Annotated in this window: 22 protein-coding genes; 18 read left to right on the top strand and 4 right to left on the bottom strand. The window is 70.3% G+C overall.

Features of this window, described 5'->3' with window-relative positions; translation table 11 throughout:
- The first annotated feature begins 45 nt into the window (after positions 1-45).
- The 7 genes from K3554_RS13075 (at position 46) to K3554_RS13045 (ending at position 12416) form a co-directional block, all read left to right on the top strand.
- Positions 46-639: a hypothetical protein gene (locus tag K3554_RS13075; protein ID WP_259940948.1), complete on the top strand. Its 594-nt coding sequence runs from the start codon at positions 46-48 to the stop codon at positions 637-639.
- Between the two features lie 218 nt (positions 640-857).
- Positions 858-1376, top strand: a complete 519-nt coding sequence (gene rplJ, locus K3554_RS13070) for a 50S ribosomal protein L10 (protein WP_259940946.1) — start codon at positions 858-860, stop codon at positions 1374-1376.
- A 70-nt stretch (positions 1377-1446) separates the two neighbouring features.
- Positions 1447-1827 (top strand): 50S ribosomal protein L7/L12, encoded by a 381-nt coding sequence (gene rplL, locus K3554_RS13065; RefSeq protein ID WP_259940944.1) that lies wholly within the window; start codon positions 1447-1449, stop codon positions 1825-1827.
- Between the two features lie 240 nt (positions 1828-2067).
- The gene (gene rpoB / locus K3554_RS13060) at positions 2068-6210 is read left to right on the top strand and encodes a DNA-directed RNA polymerase subunit beta (protein ID WP_259940941.1); all 4143 of its coding nucleotides are present in this window, start codon (positions 2068-2070) and stop codon (positions 6208-6210) included.
- A gap of 72 nt (positions 6211-6282) precedes the next feature.
- Entirely contained in the window at positions 6283-10521 is a 4239-nt protein-coding gene (rpoC, locus tag K3554_RS13055; RefSeq protein WP_259940938.1) for a DNA-directed RNA polymerase subunit beta', read from the top strand.
- A gap of 170 nt (positions 10522-10691) precedes the next feature.
- Positions 10692-11519 (top strand): putative rhamnosyl transferase, encoded by an 828-nt coding sequence (locus K3554_RS13050; protein WP_259940935.1) that lies wholly within the window; start codon positions 10692-10694, stop codon positions 11517-11519.
- A 9-nt stretch (positions 11520-11528) separates the two neighbouring features.
- Positions 11529-12416, top strand: a complete 888-nt coding sequence (locus K3554_RS13045) for a DMT family transporter (RefSeq protein WP_259940932.1) — start codon at positions 11529-11531, stop codon at positions 12414-12416.
- On the opposite strand, the gene K3554_RS13040 is transcribed toward K3554_RS13045, so the two are convergent.
- Positions 12413-13213, bottom strand: a complete 801-nt coding sequence (locus tag K3554_RS13040) for a putative rhamnosyl transferase (RefSeq protein WP_259940930.1) — start codon at positions 13211-13213, stop codon at positions 12413-12415. The two genes, K3554_RS13045 and K3554_RS13040, sit on opposite strands and share 4 nt — an antisense overlap.
- 72 nt (positions 13214-13285) lie before the next feature.
- On the opposite strand from K3554_RS13040, the gene K3554_RS13035 reads away from it, so the two are divergent.
- From K3554_RS13035 to K3554_RS12985, 11 genes are all read left to right on the top strand, one after another.
- A complete protein-coding gene (locus K3554_RS13035; protein WP_259940925.1) occupies positions 13286-13678 on the top strand; it encodes a GFA family protein in 393 nt (130 codons plus the stop codon).
- Between the two features lie 16 nt (positions 13679-13694).
- Positions 13695-14306 (top strand): d(CMP) kinase, encoded by a 612-nt coding sequence (locus K3554_RS13030; RefSeq protein WP_259940923.1) that lies wholly within the window; start codon positions 13695-13697, stop codon positions 14304-14306.
- 219 nt (positions 14307-14525) lie between these two features.
- Positions 14526-15026 carry a hypothetical protein gene (locus K3554_RS13025; RefSeq protein WP_259940920.1) on the top strand — a complete coding sequence of 167 codons (501 nt, stop codon included), beginning with the start codon at positions 14526-14528 and terminating at the stop codon, positions 15024-15026.
- Between the two features lie 204 nt (positions 15027-15230).
- Positions 15231-16892 (top strand): 30S ribosomal protein S1, encoded by a 1662-nt coding sequence (gene rpsA / locus K3554_RS13020; RefSeq protein WP_259940917.1) that lies wholly within the window; start codon positions 15231-15233, stop codon positions 16890-16892.
- Between the two features lie 274 nt (positions 16893-17166).
- Positions 17167-17448, top strand: coding sequence for an integration host factor subunit beta (gene ihfB / locus K3554_RS13015; protein WP_259940915.1), 282 nt, complete (start codon positions 17167-17169; stop codon positions 17446-17448).
- Between the two features lie 66 nt (positions 17449-17514).
- The gene (locus tag K3554_RS13010) at positions 17515-17856 is read left to right on the top strand and encodes a LapA family protein (RefSeq protein ID WP_259940912.1); all 342 of its coding nucleotides are present in this window, start codon (positions 17515-17517) and stop codon (positions 17854-17856) included.
- A gap of 29 nt (positions 17857-17885) precedes the next feature.
- Positions 17886-18521, top strand: coding sequence for a phosphoribosylanthranilate isomerase (locus K3554_RS13005; protein WP_259940910.1), 636 nt, complete (start codon positions 17886-17888; stop codon positions 18519-18521).
- Positions 18522-18584: 63 nt separating this feature from the next.
- Complete coding sequence (gene trpB / locus K3554_RS13000) at positions 18585-19814, top strand: tryptophan synthase subunit beta (protein ID WP_259940908.1); 1230 nt, start codon at positions 18585-18587, stop codon at positions 19812-19814.
- Positions 19815-19978: 164 nt separating this feature from the next.
- Complete coding sequence (locus K3554_RS12995; protein WP_259940906.1) at positions 19979-20578, top strand: hypothetical protein; 600 nt, start codon at positions 19979-19981, stop codon at positions 20576-20578.
- 60 nt (positions 20579-20638) lie between these two features.
- A complete protein-coding gene (locus K3554_RS12990; protein ID WP_259940905.1) occupies positions 20639-21127 on the top strand; it encodes a hypothetical protein in 489 nt (162 codons plus the stop codon).
- A 12-nt stretch (positions 21128-21139) separates the two neighbouring features.
- The gene (locus tag K3554_RS12985; protein WP_259940903.1) at positions 21140-21682 is read left to right on the top strand and encodes a hypothetical protein; all 543 of its coding nucleotides are present in this window, start codon (positions 21140-21142) and stop codon (positions 21680-21682) included.
- On the opposite strand, the gene K3554_RS12980 is transcribed toward K3554_RS12985, so the two are convergent.
- The 3 genes from K3554_RS12980 to K3554_RS12970 form a co-directional block, all read right to left on the bottom strand.
- Entirely contained in the window at positions 21661-22050 is a 390-nt protein-coding gene (locus K3554_RS12980; RefSeq protein WP_259940901.1) for a DUF2237 family protein, read from the bottom strand. The two genes, K3554_RS12985 and K3554_RS12980, sit on opposite strands and share 22 nt — an antisense overlap.
- A gap of 46 nt (positions 22051-22096) precedes the next feature.
- A complete protein-coding gene (gene pth / locus K3554_RS12975; protein WP_259945954.1) occupies positions 22097-22777 on the bottom strand; it encodes an aminoacyl-tRNA hydrolase in 681 nt (226 codons plus the stop codon).
- 207 nt (positions 22778-22984) lie between these two features.
- Positions 22985-23653, bottom strand: coding sequence for a 50S ribosomal protein L25/general stress protein Ctc (locus tag K3554_RS12970; RefSeq protein WP_259940896.1), 669 nt, complete (start codon positions 23651-23653; stop codon positions 22985-22987).
- Positions 23654-23678: the final 25 nt, after the last annotated feature.

The following is a 23678-nucleotide window of genomic DNA, read 5'->3' as shown; positions in this document are numbered from 1 at the left end:
GCGCCGCCCCCGTCGCGTTCCGGGGGCCTGGCCGCGATCGCGCGCATGCCCGTCGCACGCGCCGCGCTCGCGTCCGACGGGACGCTGATCGCGCTGTCGGCCGCGCTCGGCCTCTCTGCCCTCGTCGCGGGCGGGGGCGTGCCGGACCTCTGGGACGTGGGCTCGCCGCACGCGCTGGCGAGTTGGCTCCTCCTCCTCAAGTGGGGCGGTGCAGCATGGTTCTGCGTCCGCGCCGCCGCGCGCGGCGCGGGCATCGCGGCTTGGGCCGGCGCCGGCGCTGCGCTGCTGCTCCTGCTGGGCGACGCGACGGGCCTCGCGGACACGGGGCCGGGCGTCGCCGTCATCGGCGCGGGCGCGCTCCTGCTCCTCGGCCTCGGCTTCCTCGGCCGCGTGCGCGGCATGGCGGAGTGGATGCGGGGCCTCGCGCTCCTCCTCGGCGCGCTCGCGGCGGTGGGGGTGGGGCTGGACGCGGTGGCCGCGGCCGCCCCGGGGCACGTGCTGCGCGGCGCGGCGGTGCTGATCGAGGAAGGGGGCGAGATGCTTCTCGGCAGCCTCATGCTCGGCCACGCGGAGCGGCTCGCGCGATCGTGGGGGCGTGGGCTCGCCGGGGGTCTTTCCTTTCCGCGGTCGCCGGACTAGGGAACCCCTGTCGATTCGGGCCTCTCGAGGCCGGGGTCGGCGTGCTGTCCAAGACGGTGGGGTGGGCTTCGGCCCGGAACGCCTGCCCGAGACGGGAACAGAGATCAGCCTGCGCCGCTCCGGGGGCGAGGGTTGCCGATGCCCCGTTAGGACCGATGGCCGGACACGTCCGGTCGACGAGAGCCGGAGGGGTCGTCCCTCCAAACTTGGAGTGAACCGTGGATAGAGCTCAGAAAGAGAGAGTGGTCGAGGAACTCGGCCAGATCTTCGAAGGCTCTGGCGTCGTGGTGGTGAGCCGCTACGAGGGCATGACGGTTGCCGAGATGCAGGACCTCCGCTCGCGCATGCGCGAAGCCGGGGGCTCCGTTCGCGTCGCCAAGAACAAGCTCGCCAAGATCGCCCTGGAGGGGAAGGCTGTCAGCAGCATTTCCGACTACCTCACGGGCATGACCGTGCTCGCCTACTCCGAGGACCCCGTGGCTGCGGCCAAGGTCATCGACGCGTATGCCAAGGACAACCAGAAGCTGGTGATCCTGGGCGGCGCGATGGGCGACACGGCACTGGACCCTGCCGGTGTGCAGTCGGTCGCCAAGATGCCCAGCCGCGAGGAGCTCATCGCTTCCATCGTGGGCTGCATCGGCGCCCCGGCCAGCAACATCGCGGGTGCCATTGGCGCGCCTGCTTCGAACATCGCGAGCATCCTCTCCACCATCGAGGAGCGGGCCGAGGCGGCCTGAGGCAATCCCATCCCTCGCGGCGGGTTGAATCCCCTGCGCCGGACACACAATTAACGGAACGGAAAAGACAATGGCTGATCTCAAAGCGCTCGCCGAGCAAATCGTGAACCTCACCCTGCTCGAAGCGCAGGAACTCAAGACCATCCTCAAGGACGAGTACGGCATCGAGCCCGCCGCCGGCGGCGCTGTGATGATGGCCGGCCCGGGCGGCGACGCCGGCGGCGCCGCCGAGGAGGAGCAGACCGAATTCGACGTGATCCTGAAGGGCCCCGGCCCCAACAAGATCAACGTGATCAAGGAAGTCCGTGCCATCACCGGCCTCGGGCTGAAGGAAGCCAAGGACCTGGTCGAGGCCGGCGGCAAGCCCGTCAAGGAAGGCGTCGACAAGGCGGAAGCCGAAGAGCTCAAGTCGAAGCTCGAGGCGGCCGGCGCCGAGGTCGAGCTCAAGTGATCGCGGCCCCGGGCGTGCCCCGGGGATCGTGAACGACGCAGGGTGGTCCCGGGTCTCCGGGGCCACCCGCTCCTGTCTCGGAAGGCTGCGCGGACGCGCTGCCTTCCCGGTCAGGGGCGGGGACGGGTGGCGCGCCCGTGGGACGGCGCGCCGGGATAGTCCCCCCCGGACCCATCACGCGCGAGCGGCCCCGGTGCCCGACGGGGCGCTCCGCGCGGGAACTGAAAGGCACGACCGCACATGGCTCAGACGCAAGCGTCCTCGAAGCGCATCCGCCGCTATTTCGGCAAGATCCGCGAAGTCCTCGACATGCCGAACCTCATCGAGGTTCAGAAGTCCTCCTACGACCTGTTCCTGCGCTCCGGCGAGGGTGCCGAGCCCGCCGAGGGCGAAGGCCTCATGGGCACCTTCCAGTCGGTGTTCCCGATCAAGGACTTCAACGAGACCGCCGTGCTGGAGTTCGTGCGCTACGAGCTCGAGCGCCCGAAGTACGACGTCGAGGAGTGCCAGACCCGCGACATGACCTACAGCGCGCCGCTGAAGGTCACGCTGCGCCTGATCGTGTTCGACGTGGACGAGGACACCGGCCAGAAGTCCGTGAAGGACATCAAGGAGCAGGACGTGTTCATGGGCGACATGCCTCTGATGACGCCCAACGGCACCTTCATCGTGAACGGCACCGAGCGGGTCATCGTCTCCCAGATGCACCGCTCCCCGGGCGTGTTCTTCGACCACGACAAGGGCAAGACGCACAGCTCGGGCAAGCTGCTCTACGCCTGCCGCATCATCCCCTACCGCGGCTCTTGGCTCGACTTCGAGTTCGACGCCAAGGACCTGGTGTTCTGCCGCATCGACCGCCGCCGCAAGCTGCCCGTGACGACGCTGCTCTACGCGCTCGGCATGGACCAGGAGGCGATCGTCAACACCTACTACGACACCGTGACCTACGCCCACCGCCGCGGCGAGGGCTGGGCCACGAAGTTCTTCCCCGAGCGCCTGTCGGGCACGCGCCCGGCCATGGACGTCGTGGACGCCGCCACCGGCGAGGTCGTGATCGAGGCCGGCAAGAAGGTCACCCCCCGCCAGGTCAAGAAGCTGCGCGAGGAGGGCAACGTCTCCGAGATCCTCGTGCCGTTCGACGCCATCGTCGGCAAGTTCGCCGCGCGCGACATCATCGACGAGGAGACCGGCGCCATCTTCGTGGAGGCCGGCGACGAGCTGACCTGGGAGGTTGACAAGACCGGCGAGGTGTCGGGCGGCACCCTCAAGGCGCTGGTGGACGCGGGCATCGACGACATCCCCGTGCTCGACATCGACAACGTCACCGTGGGCCCGTACATCCGCAACACGCTGGCCGCGGACAAGAACCTGAACCGCGAGACGGCGCTCATGGACATCTACCGGGTCATGCGCCCGGGCGAGCCGCCCACCGTGGAGGCCGCGCAGACCCTGTTCGACCAGCTGTTCCGCGACTCCGAGCGCTACGACCTCTCGGCCGTGGGCCGGGTGAAGATGAACATGCGCCTCGACCTCGACGCGCCCGACACCATGCGCACCTTGCGCGACGAGGACATCCTCGCCTGCATCAAGGGCATCGTGGAGCTGCGCGACGGCCGCGGCGAGATCGACGACATCGACCACCTCGGCAACCGCCGGGTGCGCTCGGTCGGCGAGCTGATGGAGAACCAGTACCGCGTGGGCCTCCTGCGCATGGAGCGCGCCATCAAGGAGCGCATGTCCAGCGTCGAGATCGACACGGTCATGCCCCAGGACCTGATCAACGCGAAGCCGGCCGCCGCCGCCGTGCGAGAGTTCTTCGGCTCCTCCCAGCTCTCGCAGTTCATGGACCAGACCAACCCGCTGTCCGAGGTGACGCACAAGCGCCGCCTGTCGGCCCTCGGGCCGGGCGGCCTGACGCGCGAGCGCGCCGGCTTCGAGGTGCGCGACGTGCACCCGACGCACTACGGCCGCATGTGCCCGATCGAGACGCCGGAAGGCCCGAACATCGGCCTGATCAACTCGCTCGCCACCTTCGCGCGGGTGAACAAGTACGGCTTCATCGAGACGCCCTACCGGCGCGTCGAGGACGGCAAGGTCTCGGACGACGTGGTCTACATGTCGGCCACCGAGGAGATGCGCCACACGGTCGCCCAGGCGAACGCGCATCTCGACGAAGAGAACCGCTTCGTGAACGAGCTGGTCTCGACCCGCCAGTCGGGCGACTACACGCTCGGGCCGCGCGAGAGCGTGGACCTGATCGACGTGTCGCCCAAGCAGCTGGTCTCGGTCGCCGCCGCGCTCATCCCATTCCTCGAGAACGACGACGCCAACCGCGCGCTGATGGGCTCGAACATGCAGCGTCAGGCGGTGCCCCTCCTGCAGGCCGACGCCCCCTTCGTGGGCACCGGCATGGAGGCCGTGGTGGCCCGCGATAGCGGCGCCTCGATCATGGCGCGGCGCGGCGGGATCATCGACCAGGTCGACGCCCAGCGCGTCGTGGTGCGCGCCACCGAGGACCTGGAGCTTGGGGATGCGGGCGTGGACATCTACCGCCTGCGCAAGTTCCAGCGCTCGAACCAGAACACCTGCATCAACCAGCGTCCGCTGGTGAAGGTGGGCGACCGCGTGGGCAAGGGTCAGGTGCTGGCCGACGGCCCCTCGACCGACATGGGCGAACTGGCCCTGGGCAAGAACGTGGTCGTCGCGTTCATGCCGTGGAACGGCTACAACTACGAGGACTCCATCCTCATCTCCGAGCGCGTCGCCCGCGACGATGTGTTCACCTCGATCCACATCGAGGAGTTCGAGGTCGCCGCGCGCGACACCAAGCTCGGGCCCGAGGAGATCACCCGCGACATCCCGAACGTGGGCGAGGAGGCGCTGCGCAACCTCGACGAGGCGGGCATCGTCTACATCGGCGCCGACGTGGAGCCGGGCGACATCCTGGTGGGCAAGATCACCCCCAAGGGCGAGTCCCCGATGACGCCCGAGGAGAAGCTGCTTCGCGCCATCTTCGGCGAGAAGGCTTCGGACGTGCGCGACACGTCGCTCCGCGTGAAGCCGGGCGACTACGGCACCGTGGTCGAGGTGCGCGTCTTCAACCGCCACGGCGTGGAGAAGGACGAGCGCGCGCTGCAGATCGAGCGCGAGGAGATCGAGCGCCTGAGCCGCGACCGCGACGACGAGCGCGAGATCCTCGACCGCAACATCTACGCGCGCCTGCGCGGCATGATCGAGGGCCGCAAGGCGGTGAAGGGGCCGAAGGGCGTCAAGGCGGGCACCGCCATCGACGAGGCCCTGCTCGACGGCCAGCTCTCCCGCGGCCAGTGGTGGCAGCTCGCCCTCGAGGACGAGCAGGAGGCCCGCGAGGTCGAGGCGCTCAACGAGCAGTACGAGGTGCAGAAGCGCGCCATCGAGGCCCGCTTCGAGGACAAGGTCGAGAAGGTCCGCCGCGGCGACGACCTGCCGCCGGGCGTGATGAAGATGGTCAAGGTCTTCATCGCCGTGAAGCGCAAGCTGCAGCCGGGCGACAAGATGGCCGGCCGCCACGGCAACAAGGGCGTCATCTCCAAGGTCGTGCCGATCGAGGACATGCCGTTCCTGGGCGACGGCACCCCGGTGGACTTCGTGCTCAACCCGCTCGGCGTGCCGAGCCGGATGAACGTCGGCCAGATCCTCGAGACCCACATGGGCTGGGCCGCGCGCGGCCTGGGCATCAAGGTGGACGACGCGCTCGACGAGTACCGGCGGAAGGGCGACCTCGCCCCGGTGCGTGACGCCATGCGCATCGCCTACGGCGAGGAGGCCTACGAGGAGGCGATCGCGGGCCTGGAGGACCAGGACCTGATCGACTCCGCGGAGACCATCACCCGCGGCGTGCCGATCGCGACCCCGGTCTTCGACGGCGCCAAGGAGGCGGACGTGAACGACGCGCTCACGCGCGCCGGCTTCGACACCTCGGGCCAGTCCGACCTGTTCGACGGCCGCTCGGGCGAGAAGTTCTCGCGCCAGGTGACCGTGGGCGTGAAGTACCTGCTCAAGCTGCACCACCTCGTGGACGACAAGATCCACGCGCGCTCCACGGGGCCGTACAGCCTCGTCACGCAGCAGCCCCTGGGCGGCAAGGCGCAGTTCGGCGGCCAGCGCTTCGGCGAGATGGAGGTCTGGGCGCTGGAGGCCTACGGCGCGGCCTACACCCTGCAGGAGATGCTGACGGTGAAGTCCGACGACGTGGCCGGCCGGACCAAGGTCTACGAGTCGATCGTCAAGGGCGAGGACAACTTCGAGGCGGGCGTGCCCGAGAGCTTCAACGTGCTCGTGAAGGAAGTCCGCGGCCTCGGCCTGAACATGGAACTCCTGGATTCGGAGGGCGGCGAGGAGTGAGCCCAGCTCCGGGGCGGACACCGGTCCGCCCCACGCCGACCACCCGGACGTACTCTTTTTCGAGGACCTGACATGAACCAGGAACTGACGAACAACCCGTTCAACCCCGTCGCGCCCCAGAAGGTGTTCGACGAGATCAAGGTCTCGCTGGCCTCGCCCGAGCGGATCCTCTCGTGGTCCTACGGCGAGATCAAGAAGCCCGAGACCATCAACTACCGCACGTTCAAGCCCGAGCGCGACGGCCTGTTCTGCGCGCGCATCTTCGGTCCGATCAAGGACTACGAGTGCCTGTGCGGCAAGTACAAGCGCATGAAGTACCGCGGTGTCGTCTGCGAGAAGTGCGGCGTGGAGGTCACCCTCCAGAAGGTCCGCCGCGAGCGCATGGGCCACATCGAGCTGGCCTCGCCCGTCGCCCACATCTGGTTCCTCAAGTCGCTGCCCTCGCGCATCGGCCTCATGCTCGACATGACGCTGCGCGACCTCGAGCGGATCCTCTACTTCGAGAACTACGTCGTCATCGAGCCGGGCCTCACCGACCTCGCCTACGGACAGCTGATGTCCGAGGAGGAGTTCATGGACGCCCAGGACGCCTTCGGCGCCGACGCGTTCTCGGCCAACATCGGCGCGGAGGCGATCCGCGAGATGCTGGCCAACATCGACCTCGAGGCCGAGGCCGCCCAGCTGCGCGAGGACCTCAAGGAGGCCACCGGCGAGCTGAAGCCCAAGAAGATCATCAAGCGCCTCAAGATCGTCGAGAACTTCCTCGAGTCGGGCAACCGCCCCGAGTGGATGATCCTGACCGTGATCCCGGTGATCCCGCCCGAGCTGCGCCCGCTGGTGCCGCTCGACGGCGGCCGCTTCGCGACCTCGGACCTCAACGACCTTTACCGCCGGGTCATCAACCGCAACAACCGCCTCAAGCGGCTGATCGAGCTGCGCGCGCCCGACATCATCGTGCGCAACGAGAAGCGGATGCTGCAGGAGTCCGTGGACGCCCTGTTCGACAACGGCCGCCGCGGCCGCGTCATCACCGGCGCCAACAAGCGGCCCCTGAAGTCGCTCTCGGACATGCTCAAGGGCAAGCAGGGCCGGTTCCGCCAGAACCTGCTCGGCAAGCGCGTGGACTTCTCGGGCCGCTCGGTCATCGTGACCGGCCCCGAGCTGAAGCTGCACCAGTGCGGCCTGCCGAAGAAGATGGCGCTCGAGCTGTTCAAGCCGTTCATCTACTCGCGGCTGGAGGCCAAGGGCCTGTCGTCGACCGTGAAGCAGGCCAAGAAGCTGGTCGAGAAGGAGCGTCCCGAGGTCTGGGACATCCTCGACGAGGTGATCCGCGAGCACCCCGTGCTCCTGAACCGCGCGCCCACGCTGCACCGCCTCGGCATCCAGGCCTTCGAGCCGGTGCTGATCGAGGGCAAGGCGATCCAGCTCCACCCGCTGGTCTGCTCGGCGTTCAACGCCGACTTCGACGGCGACCAGATGGCCGTGCACGTGCCCCTGTCGCTGGAGGCGCAGCTCGAGGCGCGCGTCCTGATGATGTCGACCAACAACGTGCTGTCGCCCGCCAACGGCGCGCCGATCATCGTGCCGTCGCAGGACATGGTGCTGGGCCTCTACTACGTCACCATGGCCCGCGAGGGCATGCAGGGCGAGGGCGCCGTGTTCTCGTCCGTGGACGAGGTCGAGCATGCGCTCACGGCCGGGCAGGTGCACATGCACGCCAAGGTCAAGGTCCGCATGGCGCAGATCGATGACGAGGGGCAGGAGGTGCAGCGCACCTTCGAGACCACGCCGGGCCGCGCGCGCCTCGGCGCGCTGCTGCCCCTGAACGCCAAGGCTCCCTTCGAGCTGGTGAACCGCCTGCTGCGCAAGAAGGAGGTGCAGCAGGTCATCGACACCGTCTACCGCTACTGCGGCCAGAAGGAGTCGGTCATCTTCTGCGACCACATCATGACCATGGGCTTCCGCGAGGCGTTCAAGGCCGGCATCTCGTTCGGCAAGGACGACATGGTGATCCCCGAATCCAAGTGGCCGATCGTCGACGAGACGCGGGCGCAGGTGAAGGAGTTCGAGCGGCAGTACATGGACGGCCTGATCACCCAGGGCGAGAAGTACAACAAGGTCGTGGACGCCTGGTCGAAGTGCAACGACAAGGTCACCGACGCCATGATGCTGACCATCTCGACCTCGGGCCGCGACGAGAACGGCGCCGAGAACGAGCCGAACTCGGTCTACATGATGGCCCACTCTGGTGCCCGGGGCTCGGTCACGCAGATGAAGCAGCTCGGCGGCATGCGCGGCCTGATGGCCAAGCCGAACGGCGACATCATCGAGACGCCGATCATCTCGAACTTCAAGGAAGGCCTGACCGTGCTGGAGTACTTCAACTCCACCCACGGCGCGCGGAAGGGCCTGTCGGACACCGCGCTCAAGACGGCGAACTCGGGCTACCTGACCCGCCGCCTGGTGGACGTGGCGCAGGACTGCATCGTCCGCGAGGAGGAGTGCGGCACCGACAACGCCATCACCGCCACCGCCGCGGTGAACGACGGCGAGGTGGTCGCCACCCTGGGCGAGCGCGTGCTCGGCCGGGTCGCCGCCGAGGACGTGCTGGTGCCGGGCACCGAGGACGTACTGGTGGCCGCGGGCGAGCTGATCGACGAGCGCCGCGCCGACGCCATCGAGCAGGCCGGCGTGCAGACCATGCGCATCCGCTCGCCGCTGACATGCGAGAGCGAGGAGGGCGTGTGCGCCAACTGCTACGGGCGCGACCTCGCCCGCGGCACCCGCGTGAACATCGGCGAAGCGGTGGGCATCATCGCCGCCCAGTCGATCGGCGAGCCGGGCACCCAGCTGACGATGCGGACCTTCCACATCGGCGGCGTGGCGCAGGGCGGCCAGCAGTCCTTCATGGAGGCCAGCGCGGCCGGCAAGGTGAGCTTCACCAACGCCAACACGCTGATCGACTCGGCGGGCGACGTGCTGGTCATGGGTCGCAACATGACGCTGGTGATCTCCGATCCCGACACCGGCGAGGAGCGGGCCTCCCACAAGCTGGGCTACGGCACGCGCCTGTTCATGAAGGAGGGCGCCACCGTCGCGCGCGGCGACAAGCTGTTCGAGTGGGACCCCTTCACCCTGCCGATCATCGCCGAGGCGGACGGCAAGGCGAAGTTCGTCGACCTCTTCGACGGCATCTCCGTGCGCCAGGAAACCGACGACGCCACCGGCATGACCCAGAAGATCGTGTCCGACTGGCGCTCCTCGGCCAAGGGCAACACCCTCAAGCCCGAGATCCTGATCCTGGGCGAGGACGGCGAGCCCGTGCGCAACGAGGCGGGCAACCCGGTCACCTACACCATGTCGGTGGACGCGATCCTGTCGATCGAGGACCAGCAGGACGTGCGGGCGGGCGACGTGGTCGCGCGCATCCCGCGCGAGGGCGCCAAGACCAAGGACATCACCGGCGGCCTGCCGCGGGTGGCGGAGCTGTTCGAGGCGCGGCGTCCCAAGGACCACGCCATCATCGCCGAGCGCGACGGCACGGTGCGCTTCCAGAAGGACTACAAGAACAAGCGTCGCATCCAGGTCGACCCCGGCGACGGGTCCGATCCGATCGACTACATGGTCCCCAAGGGCAAGCACATCCCCGTGCAGGAAGGCGACTTCGTCCAGCGCGGCGACTACATCATGGACGGCAACCCCGCGCCGCACGACATCCTGCGCATCCTCGGGATCGAGGCGCTCGCCGAGTACCTGATCGACGAGGTGCAGGACGTCTATCGACTGCAGGGCGTGAAGATCAACGACAAGCACATCGAGGTGATCGTCCGGCAGATGCTGCAGAAGTTCGAGGTGCTCGACTCGGGTGACACCACGCTGCTGAAGGGCGAGCACATCGACAAGGCGGAGCTCGACGAGGCCAACGCCAAGGCCGAGAAGCGGGGCGACCGCATCGCGCGGGCCGAGCCGATCCTGCTCGGTATCACCAAGGCGTCGCTGCAGACCCGCAGCTTCATCTCGGCGGCCTCGTTCCAGGAGACGACGCGGGTGCTCACCGAGGCGAGCGTCCAGGGCAAGCGCGACAAGCTCGTCGGTCTCAAGGAGAACGTCATCGTGGGCCGCCTGATCCCGGCGGGCACCGGCGGCGCGACCCAGGAGATGCGCGCCATCGCCACGGAGCGCGACACCAAGGTCATCGAGGCGGCACGTGCGGAGGCCGAGAAGGCCGCCGCCCTGGCCGCGCCCGAGGCGCCCTCGGCGGACGACGTGTTCGGCGAGGACCAGTCGGTCGAGACCGCCGACCAGGACTGAGCTAGGGGCGCGAGCCGCCCGCACAGGGGGCCCCGCCGGAGCGATCCGGCGGGGCCCCTTCGCGTTTCGCCGACGGTCCACCGGCGCGCGGCGAGAGCTCAAGCGCTCGACCCCGGCAGCCGGCGCCGCGCGCGCTTGCCGCCCCCCGGGGGCCGTGCGACCACTGCGCCATGCCCGGAAACGAGATCATCGGCGTCCTGCGCTTCTCCTATCCCGCCAAGGAGGGCTTTGCCGTCAGCGGCATGGAGGAGGCCGCGCTTGAGGCCCATCTCTACGACGACGCCCGTCTCAAGGCCCGCTTCCGGCTGCTCGAGACGGTCGCGCTGCCCTCGCTCGCCGCGCAGACCGATCCCGACTTCGCGCTGGTGATCCTCGCCGGCACCACGCTGCCGATCCGCCACCGTCAGCGCCTGCGCTCGCTGGAATCGGCCTATCCGTTCCTGCAGGTCTGCTTCATGGAGCGGACAGGCGCGCTGGCCGCCGCCAAGCGCAGCTTCCGGCGCGGCATCCGCGGCGCACCGAGCCACGTCACCGGCTTCCGCATCGACGACGACGACGCGGTCGCCACCGACTACGTGGCCCGCACCCGCGACATGGCCGACCGCCTGCTGGGTGCGGACCTCGCGAACCGTCCCACCGTCGTGGCCTTCGCACGTGGCGTCTACTGGGACATGCACGCTCCCGCGCAGCCCTTCTGGGACTTCCGCGAGGCGCAGCCCCTCGGCCTCGCCTGTGCCATGATCACCGACGCCGACCTGCCGACCTGCGTCTACCGCTACAATCACCGCCGCCTGCCGTGCCACGTGCCCACGCTGATGGAGCCCGACGGCCACGCCTTCCTGCGCACGCTGCACGGCCACAACGATTCGGGCCGCTCGATCCCGCCCCACGCCACGCGCCTGCCCACGCGCCGCGCCCGCCGCATGCTCGCCGAGCGGTTCGGCCTCGACGCGGACCGCGCCATCGCCCTCATGCCCGAGCCGCCCGCGGCGGACTGAACGCCCCCCATGACCGACAACCTCCGCGGCGCACTCTTCATGATGGCCTCCATGGCCACGTTCACGCTGAACGACGCCTGTCTGAAGTGGCTGGCGGGCGCGCTGCCGACGTTCCAGGTGGTGCTGCTCCGCGGCCTCCTCGTCTGCGCCCTGATCGCCGCGCTGGCCCACGCCACGGGGGCGCTGCGCATGCCGATCCCGCCCGCCGATCGCCGGCCCGTGGCGTTGCGCTCCGCGCTGGAGGTCGCCGCGTTCCTGCCCTTCGTCGTGGCGCTGACGCGCGTGCCGCTCTCGACCATCACCGCGATCCTCCAGGCCGCCCCCCTGTTCATCACCGCCGCGGGCGCGCTGTTCCTCGGCGAGCAAGTGGGTTGGCGACGCTGGACCGCGATCGCGGTGGGCCTCGCGGGGGTGCTCCTGATCGTGCGCCCCGGGGTCGAGGGCTTCGACGCCTGGGCGCTCCTGCCGCTCCTGACGGTGGCCCTGATCACCGCCCGCGACCTCGTGACCCGCCGCATCACGCGGGGCACGCCGAGCCTCAAGGTCGCGATCTTCACCGCCGCCGGCGTCACCGCGCTCGGCGCCGCGCTGTCGGCGCGCGAGACGTGGGCCCCGCTGGATGCGGGGCAGGGGGCCGTGTTGGCGCTGGCGGCCGTGTTCATCCTCGGCGGCTACCTGTTCTCGATCCTCGCCATGCGCGTGGGCGAGATCGCGGCCGTGACCCCGTTCCGCTACACCGCGATGGTGTGGGGGCTGCTGCTGGGCGTGGTCCTGTTCGCGGAGCGCCCCGACCCGGTGATGCTGCTGGGGGCCGCGATGGTGGTGGGCACGGGCCTCTACACGCTCTGGCGCGAGGGTAGGGCGGTGCCGGTGCCGCGCCCGGTGGCGCCGCGCTAGAAGCTCGCCTCGATCGCCGCGAGGTCCAGCCCGAACCGTGTGTCCAGCTCCGCGCGCTGCTCGGCGTCGGCGGGGCGCAGGCCGCGCGCCTCCACGGGGCTGTCGTTGGTGCCGTCCACGCCGCGCAGCCACATCGGCGCATCCGTGAGCGTCACCGAGGGCATCATGGTCGCGATCCGGTGGTGCGGGAAATGCAGCGCCGTGCGCCGGACCGAGGCCCGCAGCACCACCGCCTGCGCCACGCCGAGATGGGCGCGTACCTGCGGCTCGACCTCCACGCGCGGCCCGAGGCGCAGCGCGAAGCCGCGGTTGAAGTCGATGGCGAGGCGCCCGTGGCGGCGGAACAGCGGCGCCACGTCCTCGAAGGCCCGCCGCGCCCGCTCCACGAAGCGCAAACCCACGCCGTCGTCGTCGTCCATGCGGAACTGGAGGCTCGGCGGCCCCTCGGGGTCGAGGCGCGCGTTCACCAGCCGCTCCATCGCGTGGCGCTGGTTCTCAGGCGGATGGAACACCACCTCGGCGCCCGGCACCGTGGCGACGAGGTCGCGCAGGCGGTCCGCGTGGGCGCGGGGCAGGGCGTCTCCGGTGACGACGAGCTTGGCGAAAGCGCCATCGGTCTGCGCCGCGAGCGTGCGCAAGGTCACGTGCTCCAGCGAGCGGAAGCGCCGCTCCAGCCGCTCCGGCGCCCAGAGCGCGGCCTGCCGGGCCTCGACGCTCTCATGCTCCTGCTGGAACGCGCCGGGACCGGGATAGGCGAAGCGGGTGATCGAAAGGATCTGGAGCGGGGCGTCGGGCATGGCGCGACGCTGCGGCGCGGGGGGGGCGGCCGCAAGGATTGGCAGGACGCCGCCGGCCGGCTAGCAGGAGGCATGACCAGCGAGACACACGAGGGCGGCTGCCTCTGCGGGGCGGTGCGATACCGGGTCAGGGGACCGCTGAATCCGGTCGCGGCCTGCCACTGCCGTCAGTGCCAGCGCACGTCGGGCAACTACGTGGCAGCGACCTCCGCCCGGCGGGAAGCCGTGGGGATCGAGGGCGAGCCGCGCTGGTTCCGCTCCTCGAAGACGGCGCGACGCGGCTTCTGCGCCGCCTGCGGCTCGAATCTGTTCTGGGACGGGGGCGGCGACCGACTCTCGATCCACGCGGGCACGCTGGACGCGCCCGCCCGGGTCGCGCTCACCCGGCACATCTTCTGCGCCGACAAGGGCGACTGGTACCGGATCGCGGACGGCCTTCCGCAATTCCTCGGCCCGGACCTCTGACGAACGGGAGCCTTCCATGATCTTCACCGTCGCCATCGACGGCCCCGCCGCCGCGGGCAAGGGCACCATCGGCCGCGAGATCGCGGCGCGCTTCGGGATGCGCCACCTCGACACCGGCCTGCTCTACCGCGCCGTGGGCGCGCGCACCCTGCGCGGCGAGGAGGCGGTGGCCGCCGCCCGCGGGTTGGAGGCCGCCGACCTCGAGGGCGACCTGCGCCGGCAGGACGTGGCCGCCGCCGCCTCCCGCGTGGCCGCCGTGCCTGAGGTGCGCGCGGCCCTCGTTGACTGGCAGCGTGGCTTCGCGCGCGCCGCGGGCGGCGCGGTGCTCGACGGCCGCGACATCGGCACGGTGATCTGCCCCGAGGCGGAGGTGAAGCTCTACGTCACCGCCTCGCCGGAGGTGCGTGCCGAGCGCCGCTTCGCGGAGCTGGCCGCCTCGGACGCCACGCTGACCCGCGAGGGCGTGCTGGAGGACGTGCTGGCCCGCGACGCCCGCGACATGGGCCGCGCGGAGGCGCCGCTGGTGGCGGCCGAGGACGCCGTGGTCCTGGACACCTCCACGATGAGCGTCGAGGAGGCCGTGGGCGCAGCCGTCGCCATCGTCGCCTCGGCCCTGCCGGCGCGCTAGGGCAGCCCTCCGCGCAGGGGGCGGCGAAACGCCGCCCGGCGGCTGTCACACCCGCGCGAGGGGCGTAGTCCGGCGGGCCGCGGAGGCGTATCCTGCCGGCATCCCGTACTGCCCGAGGTCGTTGCCATGCCCCGCTCCCCAGCGCCCCGTCCCGTTCGCCGCCGCGGCAGTCGCGCGCCGTCGCTCGGCCCGCTCGGGCTCGGGGCGGCGGTGCTCGTCATGACCGTCGCCTTCGCGAACGTGACCGACTCCGCTCGTGCGCAGGGCGGGCGCATGACCGTGGACCACCTCGCCTCGCTGGTCACGCGCCTCGATCCCGGCGCGGAGCGCGTCGCCGGCACGATCCGCTTCACGGTCGAGGACGTTCCGGTCCTCCTCGTCACCGACGCGGGCGCCGACCGGATGCGGGTCATGGTGCCGATCCGCTCCGCCGAGGGCCTCTCCCCCGAGGAGATGCGTCGGATGATGCAGGCCAACTTCGACACCACGCTCGACGCCCGTTACGCCCTCGCCGAGGGGCGGGTCTGGGCCGTCTACATCCATCCGCTCGCCTCGCTGCGGGACGCGCAGCTCCTGTCCGGCATCGGCCAGACGGTGAACGCGGCGCTGTCCTACGGCACGCTCTACTCCTCGGGCGCGCTCACGTTCGGTCGCGGCGACAGCGCCCGCGAGCAGCGCGAGCGGCTGGACCGCCTCGTGCGCCGCGGCCTCGAGCTGTAGCCCCCCCCGGCCCGCACGCGCCCCGCCCTTGCAAATCGGGGGCACGTCGCGTATGTTCCCGCGCGTCACCCGACAGGTCGAACCCTTCGGCGCCCCGGCGCCCTTCGACCCGTTTTCGACCAACGCAAGACCGGCGGAGACAACCGCACGGCCAGCAACCGATCTGAATAGGATATCATCAGCCACATGGCTCAAAACGCATCCATGGAAGAATTCGAAGCCCTCCTGAACGAGAGCCTCGAGATCGACACGCCGACCGAGGGGTCGGTGGTCAAGGGCAAGGTCATCGCCGTCGAGGCGGGCCAGGCCATCATCGACGTCGGCTACAAGATGGAAGGCCGCGTCGACCTCAAGGAATTCGCGAACCCCGGCGAGCAGCCCGAGGTCGAGGTCGGCGACGAGGTGGAGGTGTTCCTCCGCTCCGTCGAGAACGCCCGCGGCGAGGCCGTCATCTCCCGCGATCTCGCCCGCCGCGAGGCTGCCTGGGACCGCCTGGAGGAAGCCTACGGCAAGGAGGAGCGCGTCGAGGGCGCGATCTTCGGCCGCGTGAAGGGCGGCTTCACCGTCGACCTCGGCGGCGCCGTGGCGTTCCTGCCCGGCTCCCAGGTCGACGTGCGCCCCGTGCGCGACGCGGGCCCGCTCATGGGCCTTAAGCAGCCGTTCCAGATCCTCAAGATGGATCGCCGCCGCGGCAACATCGTGGTCTCGCGCCGCGCCATCCTGGAAGAGAGCCGCGCCGAGCAGCGCGCCGAGGTCATCTCGAACCTCCAAGAAGGCCAGAACGTCGACGGCGTGGTCAAGAACATCACCGAGTACGGCGCCTTCGTCGATCTCGGCGGCGTGGACGGCCTGCTGCACGTGACCGACATGGCCTGGCGCCGCGTCAACGACCCGCGCGAGATCCTCTCGATCGGCGAGACGGTCAAGGTGCAGGTCATCAAGATCAACAAGGAGACCCACCGCATCTCCCTGGGCATGAAGCAGCTCCAGGAAGACCCGTGGGACACCGTGATCGCCAAGTACCCGCTGGGCTCCGTGCACCAGGGCCGCGTGACCAACATCACCGACTACGGCGCCTTCGTGGAGCTGGAAGCCGGCGTCGAGGGTCTCGTGCACGTCTCGGAGATGAGCTGGACCAAGAAGAACGTCCACCCGGGCAAGATCGTGTCGACCTCGCAGGAAGTTGACGTGATGGTGCTGGAGATCGACACCGCCAAGCGCCGCGTGTCGCTCGGGCTCAAGCAGACCCAGCGCAACCCCTGGGAGGTGTTCGCCGAGACCCATCCGCCAGGCACCGAGGTCGAGGGCGAGGTCAAGAACATCACCGAGTTCGGTCTGTTCATCGGCCTGCCGGGCGACATCGACGGCATGGTGCACCTCTCGGACCTGACCTGGGAAGGCCGGGGCGAGGACGCCATCGGCGACTACCGCAAGGGCGACATCGTCCGCGCGCAGGTCACCGAGGTGGACACCGACAAGGAGCGCATCTCGCTGTCGATCAAGGCGGTGGGCGGCGATCCCTACGCGGAGACCCTGGGCGGCGTGAAGCGCGGCTCGGTCATCACCGTCCAGATCACCAAGATCGAGGACGGCGGCGTCGAGGTGGACTACGAGGGCATGAAGTCCTTCATCCGCCGCTCGGACCTGGCGCGCGACCGTCAGGACCAGCGACCCGAGCGCTTCGGCGTGGGCGACAAGGTGGACGTGCGCGTGACCAACGTGGACACCAAGAACCACCGCATCGGCCTGTCGATCAAGGCGCGCGAGATCGCCGAGGAGCGCGAAGCCGTGGAGCAGTTCGGCTCCTCCGACTCGGGCGCCTCGCTGGGCGACATCCTCGGAGCCGCCCTGAAGGGCGACGAGTGATCTTCACGGGACCGCGTCAGCGGTCCCGTCCGGTCCGCCCGGTGCGATTCGCACCGGGCGGGACTGCCGGTTCCCGACACGTTTTGTTCCCGCAGGCGTATGTCGGATGACACTTCCCCTGCTGCGCCGTTGCGTCAGATGTTGCCGACACGCGCAGTTTCTCGGGAATTCGGAGTGAAATCAGGGGGTCCGGGGTTCCAAGGGGTGCCTCCGGTCCGATATGCACACGTGATCCTTGCAAACGCGAGATTCAGCAAACCTCAGGGGTGCATCGATGATCCGATCGGAACTTATCCAGAAGCTCGCCGACGAGAACCCGCACCTCTACCACCGGGATGTCGAACGCATCGTCAACACGATCTTCGAGGAGATCACCGACGCGCTCAGTGCCGGCGACCGCGTCGAACTCCGGGGCTTCGGCGCCTTCTCCGTGAAGCAGCGCGACGCCCGCGTGGGCCGCAACCCCCGCACCGGCGAGACCGTCCAGGTCGCCGAGAAGCACGTGCCCTTCTTCAAGGCCGGCAAACTGCTTCGGGACCGGCTGAACGGCAAGTGACGGGCCGCCTTCCACGGGCTGCCTGCGCGCTGGACACCGCCCGGTGCCGGAGCTAGGTCCGACTCCATGAGCTTCCTGCGCGTCCTCTTCCTCGGCCTCCTCGCCTTCGTGCTGCTGGTCCTCGCTCTCGCGAACCGGCAGGTGGTGAGCCTACGCCTCCTCCCCGAGACCTTCGGCGACTACGTCGGGCTGGGCGCGCTGTCGCTGCCCCTCTTCGCCGTGATCTTCCTGTCCATCGGCATCGGCCTCCTGATCGGCTTCACCTGGGAGTGGCTGCGCGAGCACAAGCACCGCGCCGAGGCGTCGCGCCAGCGCGCCGAGCGCGAGCGCCTCGAGCGCCGCCTCGAGAAGGCCCGCGGCGGCTCCGAGGAGGACGAGGTCCTCGCGCTGGTGGAGACGCGCGCCTGATCCGCGTCGAACGGCCCGGGCGGGGCGCGGTGCGCGCCAAGATCTGCGGCCTGCGAAACCCCGACGACGTCGATGCCGCCGCCTGTGCCGGGGCGGCCTACGCCGGTTTCGTGTTCTTTTCCCGCTCGCCCCGCGCCGTGGACGCCGCCACGGCCCGCGACCTCGCGCTCCGCGCGCCCGTGGGCCTCGCCAAGGTGGCGCTGGTGGTGGACATGGACGACGACGCGCTCGACGCCGTCACCGCCGCCGTCCCCCTCGACATGATCCAGCTCCACGGCCGCGAGACGCCGGAGCGCGTGGCGGAGGTGCGGGCTCGCACGGGCCTGCCGGTGATGAAGGCGGTGGGGGTGCGGGACGCCGGCGACCTCGCCGCGCTGCACGCCTACGAGGCGGTGGCCGACCAACTGCTGGTGGATGCCAAGCCTCCGCAGGGCGCCGCGCTGCCCGGCGGCAACGGCGTGGGCTTCGACCACCGCCTGATCGCCAGTCGGACCTGGGCGCGGCCCTGGATGCTGGCGGGCGGCCTCGATGCCGCGAACGTGGCCGAGGCGGTGCGCCTGACGGGCGCGCGGCAGGTCGACGTCTCGTCCGGCGTCGAGAGCGCGCCGGGCCACAAGGACGCGGCCCGCATCCGGGCGTTCTGCGAGGCGGTCGCGGCGCTCTGACGCGGGGCCGTTGCCCCCCCGGGCGGCTGGGCCTAGACACCGCGCAACAGGGAGGCCCCGCTCATGCCCGACGATCTTCTGAACAGCTTCACCTCCGGTCCCGACGAGAAGGGCCGCTTCGGCCAGTTCGGCGGACGCTTCGTGTCCGAGACGCTGATGCCGCTGATCCTGGAGCTGGAGCGTCAGTACGAGCACGCCAAGACCGACGATAGCTTCTGGGCTGAGATGCACGACCTGTGGACCCACTACGTGGGCCGCCCGTCGCCGCTCTACTTCGCCGAGCGCCTGACCGAGCGGCTGGGCGGCGCGAAGATCTATCTCAAGCGCGACGAGTTGAACCACACCGGCGCACACAAGATCAACAACGTGCTCGGCCAGATCATCCTCGCCCGCCGGATGGGCAAGACCCGCATCATCGCCGAGACCGGCGCCGGCCAGCATGGAGTCGCCACCGCCACCGTCTGCGCGAAGTTCGGCCTGAAGTGCGTGGTCTACATGGGCGCCCACGACGTGGAGCGGCAGAAGCCCAACGTGTTCCGCATGAAGCTGCTGGGCGCCGAGGTGATCCCCGTGACCTCCGGGCGCGGCACGCTGAAGGACGCCATGAACGACGCCCTGCGCGACTGGGTGACCAACGTGGCCGACACCTTCTACTGCATCGGCACCGTGGCCGGTCCGCACCCCTATCCGGCCATGGTCCGCGACTTCCAAGCGATCATCGGCCAGGAGGCGAAGCGCCAGATGATGGAGGCCGAGGGACGGCTGCCCGACACCATCATCGCCGCGATCGGCGGCGGCTCGAACGCCATGGGCCTGTTCTACCCGTTCCTCGACGACAAGGAGGTGGCGATCATCGGCGTCGAGGCGGGCGGCAAGGGCGTGGACCTCAAGATGCAGCACTGCGCCTCGCTCACCGGTGGGCGCCCCGGCGTGCTGCACGGCAACCGCACCTACCTGCTGCAGGACGACGACGGCCAAATCCTCGAGGGCTTCTCGATCTCCGCGGGCCTCGACTACCCCGGCATCGGCCCCGAGCACGCCTGGCTCCACGACATCGGCCGCGCGCAGTACGTGTCGATCACGGACGTGGAGGCGCTGGAGGCGTTCCAGCTCTGCTGCGAGCTGGAGGGCATCATTCCCGCGCTGGAGCCGAGCCACGCGCTGGCCCACGTCGCCAAGATCGCGGGCGGGCTGCCCGAGGACCACCTCATCTGCATGAACATGTGCGGGCGGGGCGACAAGGACATCTTCACCGTCGCCAAGGCACTGGGCTGGGAGATGACCGAGGCCTGAGGCCCGTAAACCTCGGTTTACGGGCCGCATCGGGACGGCGGGATCTGGCGGTAAACTCCCGTGCGATGGTGTCGTCGGGCGGGAGATGCAGGGTCGCGGCACCGGTGCGGCGTCGCACCACCCCCCCCGATGAGAGGACCAGTCCCATGCGAATCACGTCCCTGATGCCCACCATCCTTGCCGCCGCGCTCGGCGCGGGCGCCGCATCGGCGCAGGACATTACGAGCCAGATTGTCTCCGATCTCCAGAGCAAGGGCTTCCGGAACATCGAGGTGCAGGTCGGACCATCCCGCACCGAGGTCGAGGCCGTACGCGGCGACCGGGTGCTGGAGGTGACCTACGACAACGCCACCGGCCGCATCGTCGAGCAGGAGTTCGAGCGGCGGAGCTCGGGCGACCTCGCCGACCGGCGCGAGCGCTTCGAGGCGCTGCGCGAGGCTGCGCGGGAACGCGGAGACAACGGCCGCCGTGTCGGCCCGCGCGACCTCGACGAGATCGAGGATGACGACGACGATCGCCGCGACCGCGGGCGCCGTGTCGGGCCGCGCGACGAGGACGACCGAGGGCGCGGCCGGGGCCGGGGGCGCGGCGGCGACGACGATCGTGACCGCGACGACGACGACCAGGGCGAGGATCGCGATGACGACGACCGGGGCCGCGACCGCGACCGGGGAGCCGACCGCGACCGCGACAGGGACGACGACCGGGGCCGCGGTCGGGATCGCGACGACGATGACGACGACGATGATGACGACGACGACTGAGGCCGTCTGCTACGCTGCGGGGCGCCCGTCCGAGGCGCCCCGGACCCGGAGGAAGATTCCGTGAGGCCCGTCCACATCGCGCTGACGACCCTGGCGCTCGCCCTCGCGGCACCGACCGCGTCCGCCGATCCCGTCCGCGACGTCGTCGCGCAGCTGCAGGCGCAGGGCTACCAGACCATCCGGGTCGAACGGACGTTCCTCGGGCGGGCCCGCATCCGGGCCGAGGCCCCGGGCGGGCACCGCCGCGAGATCATCCTGAACCCCCGCACCGGCGAGCTCCTGCGCGACTACCGCGAGCAGGGGCGGGGCGCGGGCGGCGCGGCTCCCATGATCCGCGAAGGTCCCAGCGCGGACGGCCGCGACCGCGCGGCGCGCGACCGGGCGCGGGAGCGCGAGGACCGCGAGGAGGACCGGCGCGACCGCGAGGCCGACCGCCGCGAGGATGCGCGCGAGCTTGAGGAGGACCGGCGCCAGGACGCCCGCGAACGGGCCGAGGAGAACCGCGAGAGGCGCGAGGACCGCGAAGAGGACCGGCGCGATGACGACTGATCCGGCGGCCCCGTGAACCGGCGTCTCGCGATCGCTGCGCTTCTGGTGCTGCAGGCCCTGTGCGCCGCCTTCTTCTTGTTCGACGTCGTCACGTCGATCTTCGGACTGCTCGACCGCCCGCTCGACTGGCAGCTGCGCGAGCTGATCGAGATCGGCGCCGCCGTCGGGCTGGTGCTGGGCACCGCGCTGGGGGCGCTGGCGCTGCGCCGCTCCGAGGAGCGGCGCCGGCATGTCGAGGACCGGCTGCGCGTCGCCTCCGGCGCCTTCGCCGAGCTACTCGAGGCGCGCTTCGCCGAATGGGGCCTGACGCCCGCCGAGCGCGACGTGGCGCTGTTCTCGATCAAGGGGCTCGGCCCGGCCGAGATCGCGGCGATCCGCGGCACCTCGGGCGGCACCGTGAAGGCGCAGTCGGCGGCCGTGTACCGCAAGGCGGGCGTCTCGGGGCGCGGCCAGCTCTTGAGCCACTTCGTCGAGGAGCTGATGGAGGGCCCGCTTGTGCCGACTGCGGCGGGGGCGAAGCCGCCCGCCGCGGCTCAGTCCTCGGTGGATGCGTAGGCTTCCAGCACCGCCAGCGGCACCACGTCCAGCGCCCGCTCGTGGGTCGCCTCCAGCACCACGCGGGGGGCGACGCCCTCGTCGTGGGCCTGCACGAAGCGCGCGGCGCACAGGCACCAGCGGTCGCCGGGCTTGAGCCCCGGAAACCCGAACTTCGGGCGGGGCGTGCTCAGGTCGTTGCCGAGGTACTTCGAGTTCGCCAGGAACTCCGCCGTCATCACCGCGCAGACCGTGTGCGAGCCCCGATCCGCGGGGCCGGTGTTGCAGCACCCGTCGCGGAAGAACCCCGTCATCGGCGCGGTCGAGCAGGTGGCGAGCGGGCCGCCCGAGACGTTGCGGGCGGGGGCGGTGCGGGGCGGCTGGGTCATGCGGCGTCTCCTTCGGAGCGGGACGTAGCGCGGGCGGACCGGGGCGCTAGCGGAAGCGGTCCGCAAGCTTCTGGAGCGGGTTCCGTGTGTCGGGTGCGGCTTCGCCCTCGGGGGCGAGCTTCGGCGCCGGCGTCGGGTTCGTATCCTGTGCCGTTTTGGCGGGCACCACGCGCAGCGCCACCGCGTTCAGGAAGCCCGGGCCGTCGCCCGCCGCCAGCTTCGGCGCCCCATCCGAGATGCCCCGCAGCATGTCGTCGAGCGCGTCCCCTTCAGACTTGGCGAAGTCCGACAGCACGTAGCCCGAGACCCGGTCCTTGTGACCGGGGTGGCCGATGCCGATGCGCACCCGGTCGTAGTGGGGGCCGAGGTGCTGGTGGATTGAGCGCAGGCCGTTGTGCCCCGCATGCCCGCCGCCCGCCTTGAGGCGCAGCTTGAAGGGCGCGAGGTCCAGCTCGTCGTGGAACACGGTGACCGCGGTGCTCTCGATTTTGAGGAAGCGCATGGCCTCGCCCACGGACTGGCCCGAGAGGTTCATGAAGGTGGCGGGCTTCAGCAGCGCCACGCGCTCCGATCCGAAGCGCCCCTCGGACAGCTCCGCCTGGAACTTCGACCGCCACGCCGGAAAGCCGTGGTCCGCGGCGATCCGGTCCAGAGCCATGAATCCGACGTTGTGCCGGTTGCCCGCGTACTTCGCGCCCGGATTGCCTAGGCCGACCCAGAGTTGCACGCCCATGACGATCCTCCCACCTTCCGCCGTGTCTTCGTTTCCCGGATACCTCGGGGGGTTCGCGAGATACCAGCGATCGATCCGGGGGATCGATCGTCTCGCGAACGGGCGGAGCCCCGGACAGGGTGCGGCGAGCGGGGGCAGAGCCCCCACCAACAGAAAAGGGGCACCCGCAGGCGCCCCCCAATCCGCAGCTCGCGCCGGGGCTCAGTTGCCCTCGGCCGGCTCCTCGCCCACGGTCGCGTCGGTCTGGTTGATGACCTCGGTCTCGGTGGTCTCGTCGTCCTCGTCCTTCTGCGAGGCCAGCCCGGAGGGCGCCTGCATGTTGGCGATCACGAAGTCGCGGTCGATGGTCGGGCGCGTGCCCTCGGGCAGGGCGATGTCGGAGATGTGCAGCGTGTCGCCGATCTCCATCTCGGACACGTCGGCCACGATCTTCTCGGGGATGTCGCCGGCGGTCACGCGCAGCTCCACCTCGGGGCGCACGGCCGTCAGCACGCCGCCCGCGCGGGCGGCCTTCGAGCCCTCGAAGCCCACGAACTCCACGGGGATGTAGAGGCTCACGCGGCTCGTGCGGCGCAGGCGCATCAGGTCGAGATGCGTGGGCAGGTCCTTGACCACGTCGCGCTGCACGTCGCGCGCGATCACGCGCACGTCGTCCTGGCCCTCGACCTTGAGGTTCCAGAGCTGGGCCATGAAACGGCCCGCGCGCAGCTTCTTCAGCAGCTCGTTGAACGGCACTTCGATCGCAACGGGATCGGCGCCGCCGCCATAGACCACGCCCGGGACCATGCCCCGACGACGCGATGCACGAGCGGCCCCCTTGCCCGTCCCCGTGCGAGCATGAGCGACGAGATCCGGAATCTCACCAGCCATGTTGTTTCCTTTCGGTCTCTGGGCC

Source organism: Jannaschia sp. W003 (assembly GCF_025144335.1).
In the GTDB taxonomy this organism is placed as follows: Bacteria; Pseudomonadota; Alphaproteobacteria; order Rhodobacterales; family Rhodobacteraceae; genus Jannaschia.
Note: the sequence above shows the minus strand (reverse complement) of the source record. Positions and strands in the feature narration are given on the sequence as shown.

Excerpts from the sequence above, each read along its gene's own strand:
- K3554_RS12995 (WP_259940906.1), top strand. The coding sequence starts at position 19,979 with ATGCCCACCATCCTTGCCGCCGCGCTCGGCGCGGGCGCCGCATCGGCG.
- K3554_RS13040 (WP_259940930.1), bottom strand. The coding sequence starts at position 13,213 with ATGCCCGACGCCCCGCTCCAGATCCTTTCGATCACCCGCTTCGCCTAT.
- K3554_RS13075 (WP_259940948.1), top strand. The coding sequence starts at position 46 with ATGCCCGTCGCACGCGCCGCGCTCGCGTCCGACGGGACGCTGATCGCG.
- rpoB (WP_259940941.1), top strand. The coding sequence starts at position 2,068 with ATGGCTCAGACGCAAGCGTCCTCGAAGCGCATCCGCCGCTATTTCGGC.
- rpoC (WP_259940938.1), top strand. The coding sequence starts at position 6,283 with ATGAACCAGGAACTGACGAACAACCCGTTCAACCCCGTCGCGCCCCAG.
- K3554_RS13045 (WP_259940932.1), top strand. The coding sequence starts at position 11,529 with ATGACCGACAACCTCCGCGGCGCACTCTTCATGATGGCCTCCATGGCC.
- trpB (WP_259940908.1), top strand. The coding sequence starts at position 18,585 with ATGCCCGACGATCTTCTGAACAGCTTCACCTCCGGTCCCGACGAGAAG.
- K3554_RS13010 (WP_259940912.1), top strand. The coding sequence starts at position 17,515 with ATGAGCTTCCTGCGCGTCCTCTTCCTCGGCCTCCTCGCCTTCGTGCTG.
- K3554_RS12970 (WP_259940896.1), bottom strand. The coding sequence starts at position 23,653 with ATGGCTGGTGAGATTCCGGATCTCGTCGCTCATGCTCGCACGGGGACG.
- ihfB (WP_259940915.1), top strand. The coding sequence starts at position 17,167 with ATGATCCGATCGGAACTTATCCAGAAGCTCGCCGACGAGAACCCGCAC.
- K3554_RS13030 (WP_259940923.1), top strand. The coding sequence starts at position 13,695 with ATGATCTTCACCGTCGCCATCGACGGCCCCGCCGCCGCGGGCAAGGGC.
- K3554_RS13035 (WP_259940925.1), top strand. The coding sequence starts at position 13,286 with ATGACCAGCGAGACACACGAGGGCGGCTGCCTCTGCGGGGCGGTGCGA.
- rpsA (WP_259940917.1), top strand. The coding sequence starts at position 15,231 with ATGGAAGAATTCGAAGCCCTCCTGAACGAGAGCCTCGAGATCGACACG.
- K3554_RS13050 (WP_259940935.1), top strand. The coding sequence starts at position 10,692 with ATGCCCGGAAACGAGATCATCGGCGTCCTGCGCTTCTCCTATCCCGCC.
- rplL (WP_259940944.1), top strand. The coding sequence starts at position 1,447 with ATGGCTGATCTCAAAGCGCTCGCCGAGCAAATCGTGAACCTCACCCTG.
- K3554_RS13025 (WP_259940920.1), top strand. The coding sequence starts at position 14,526 with ATGACCGTCGCCTTCGCGAACGTGACCGACTCCGCTCGTGCGCAGGGC.
- K3554_RS12980 (WP_259940901.1), bottom strand. The coding sequence starts at position 22,050 with ATGACCCAGCCGCCCCGCACCGCCCCCGCCCGCAACGTCTCGGGCGGC.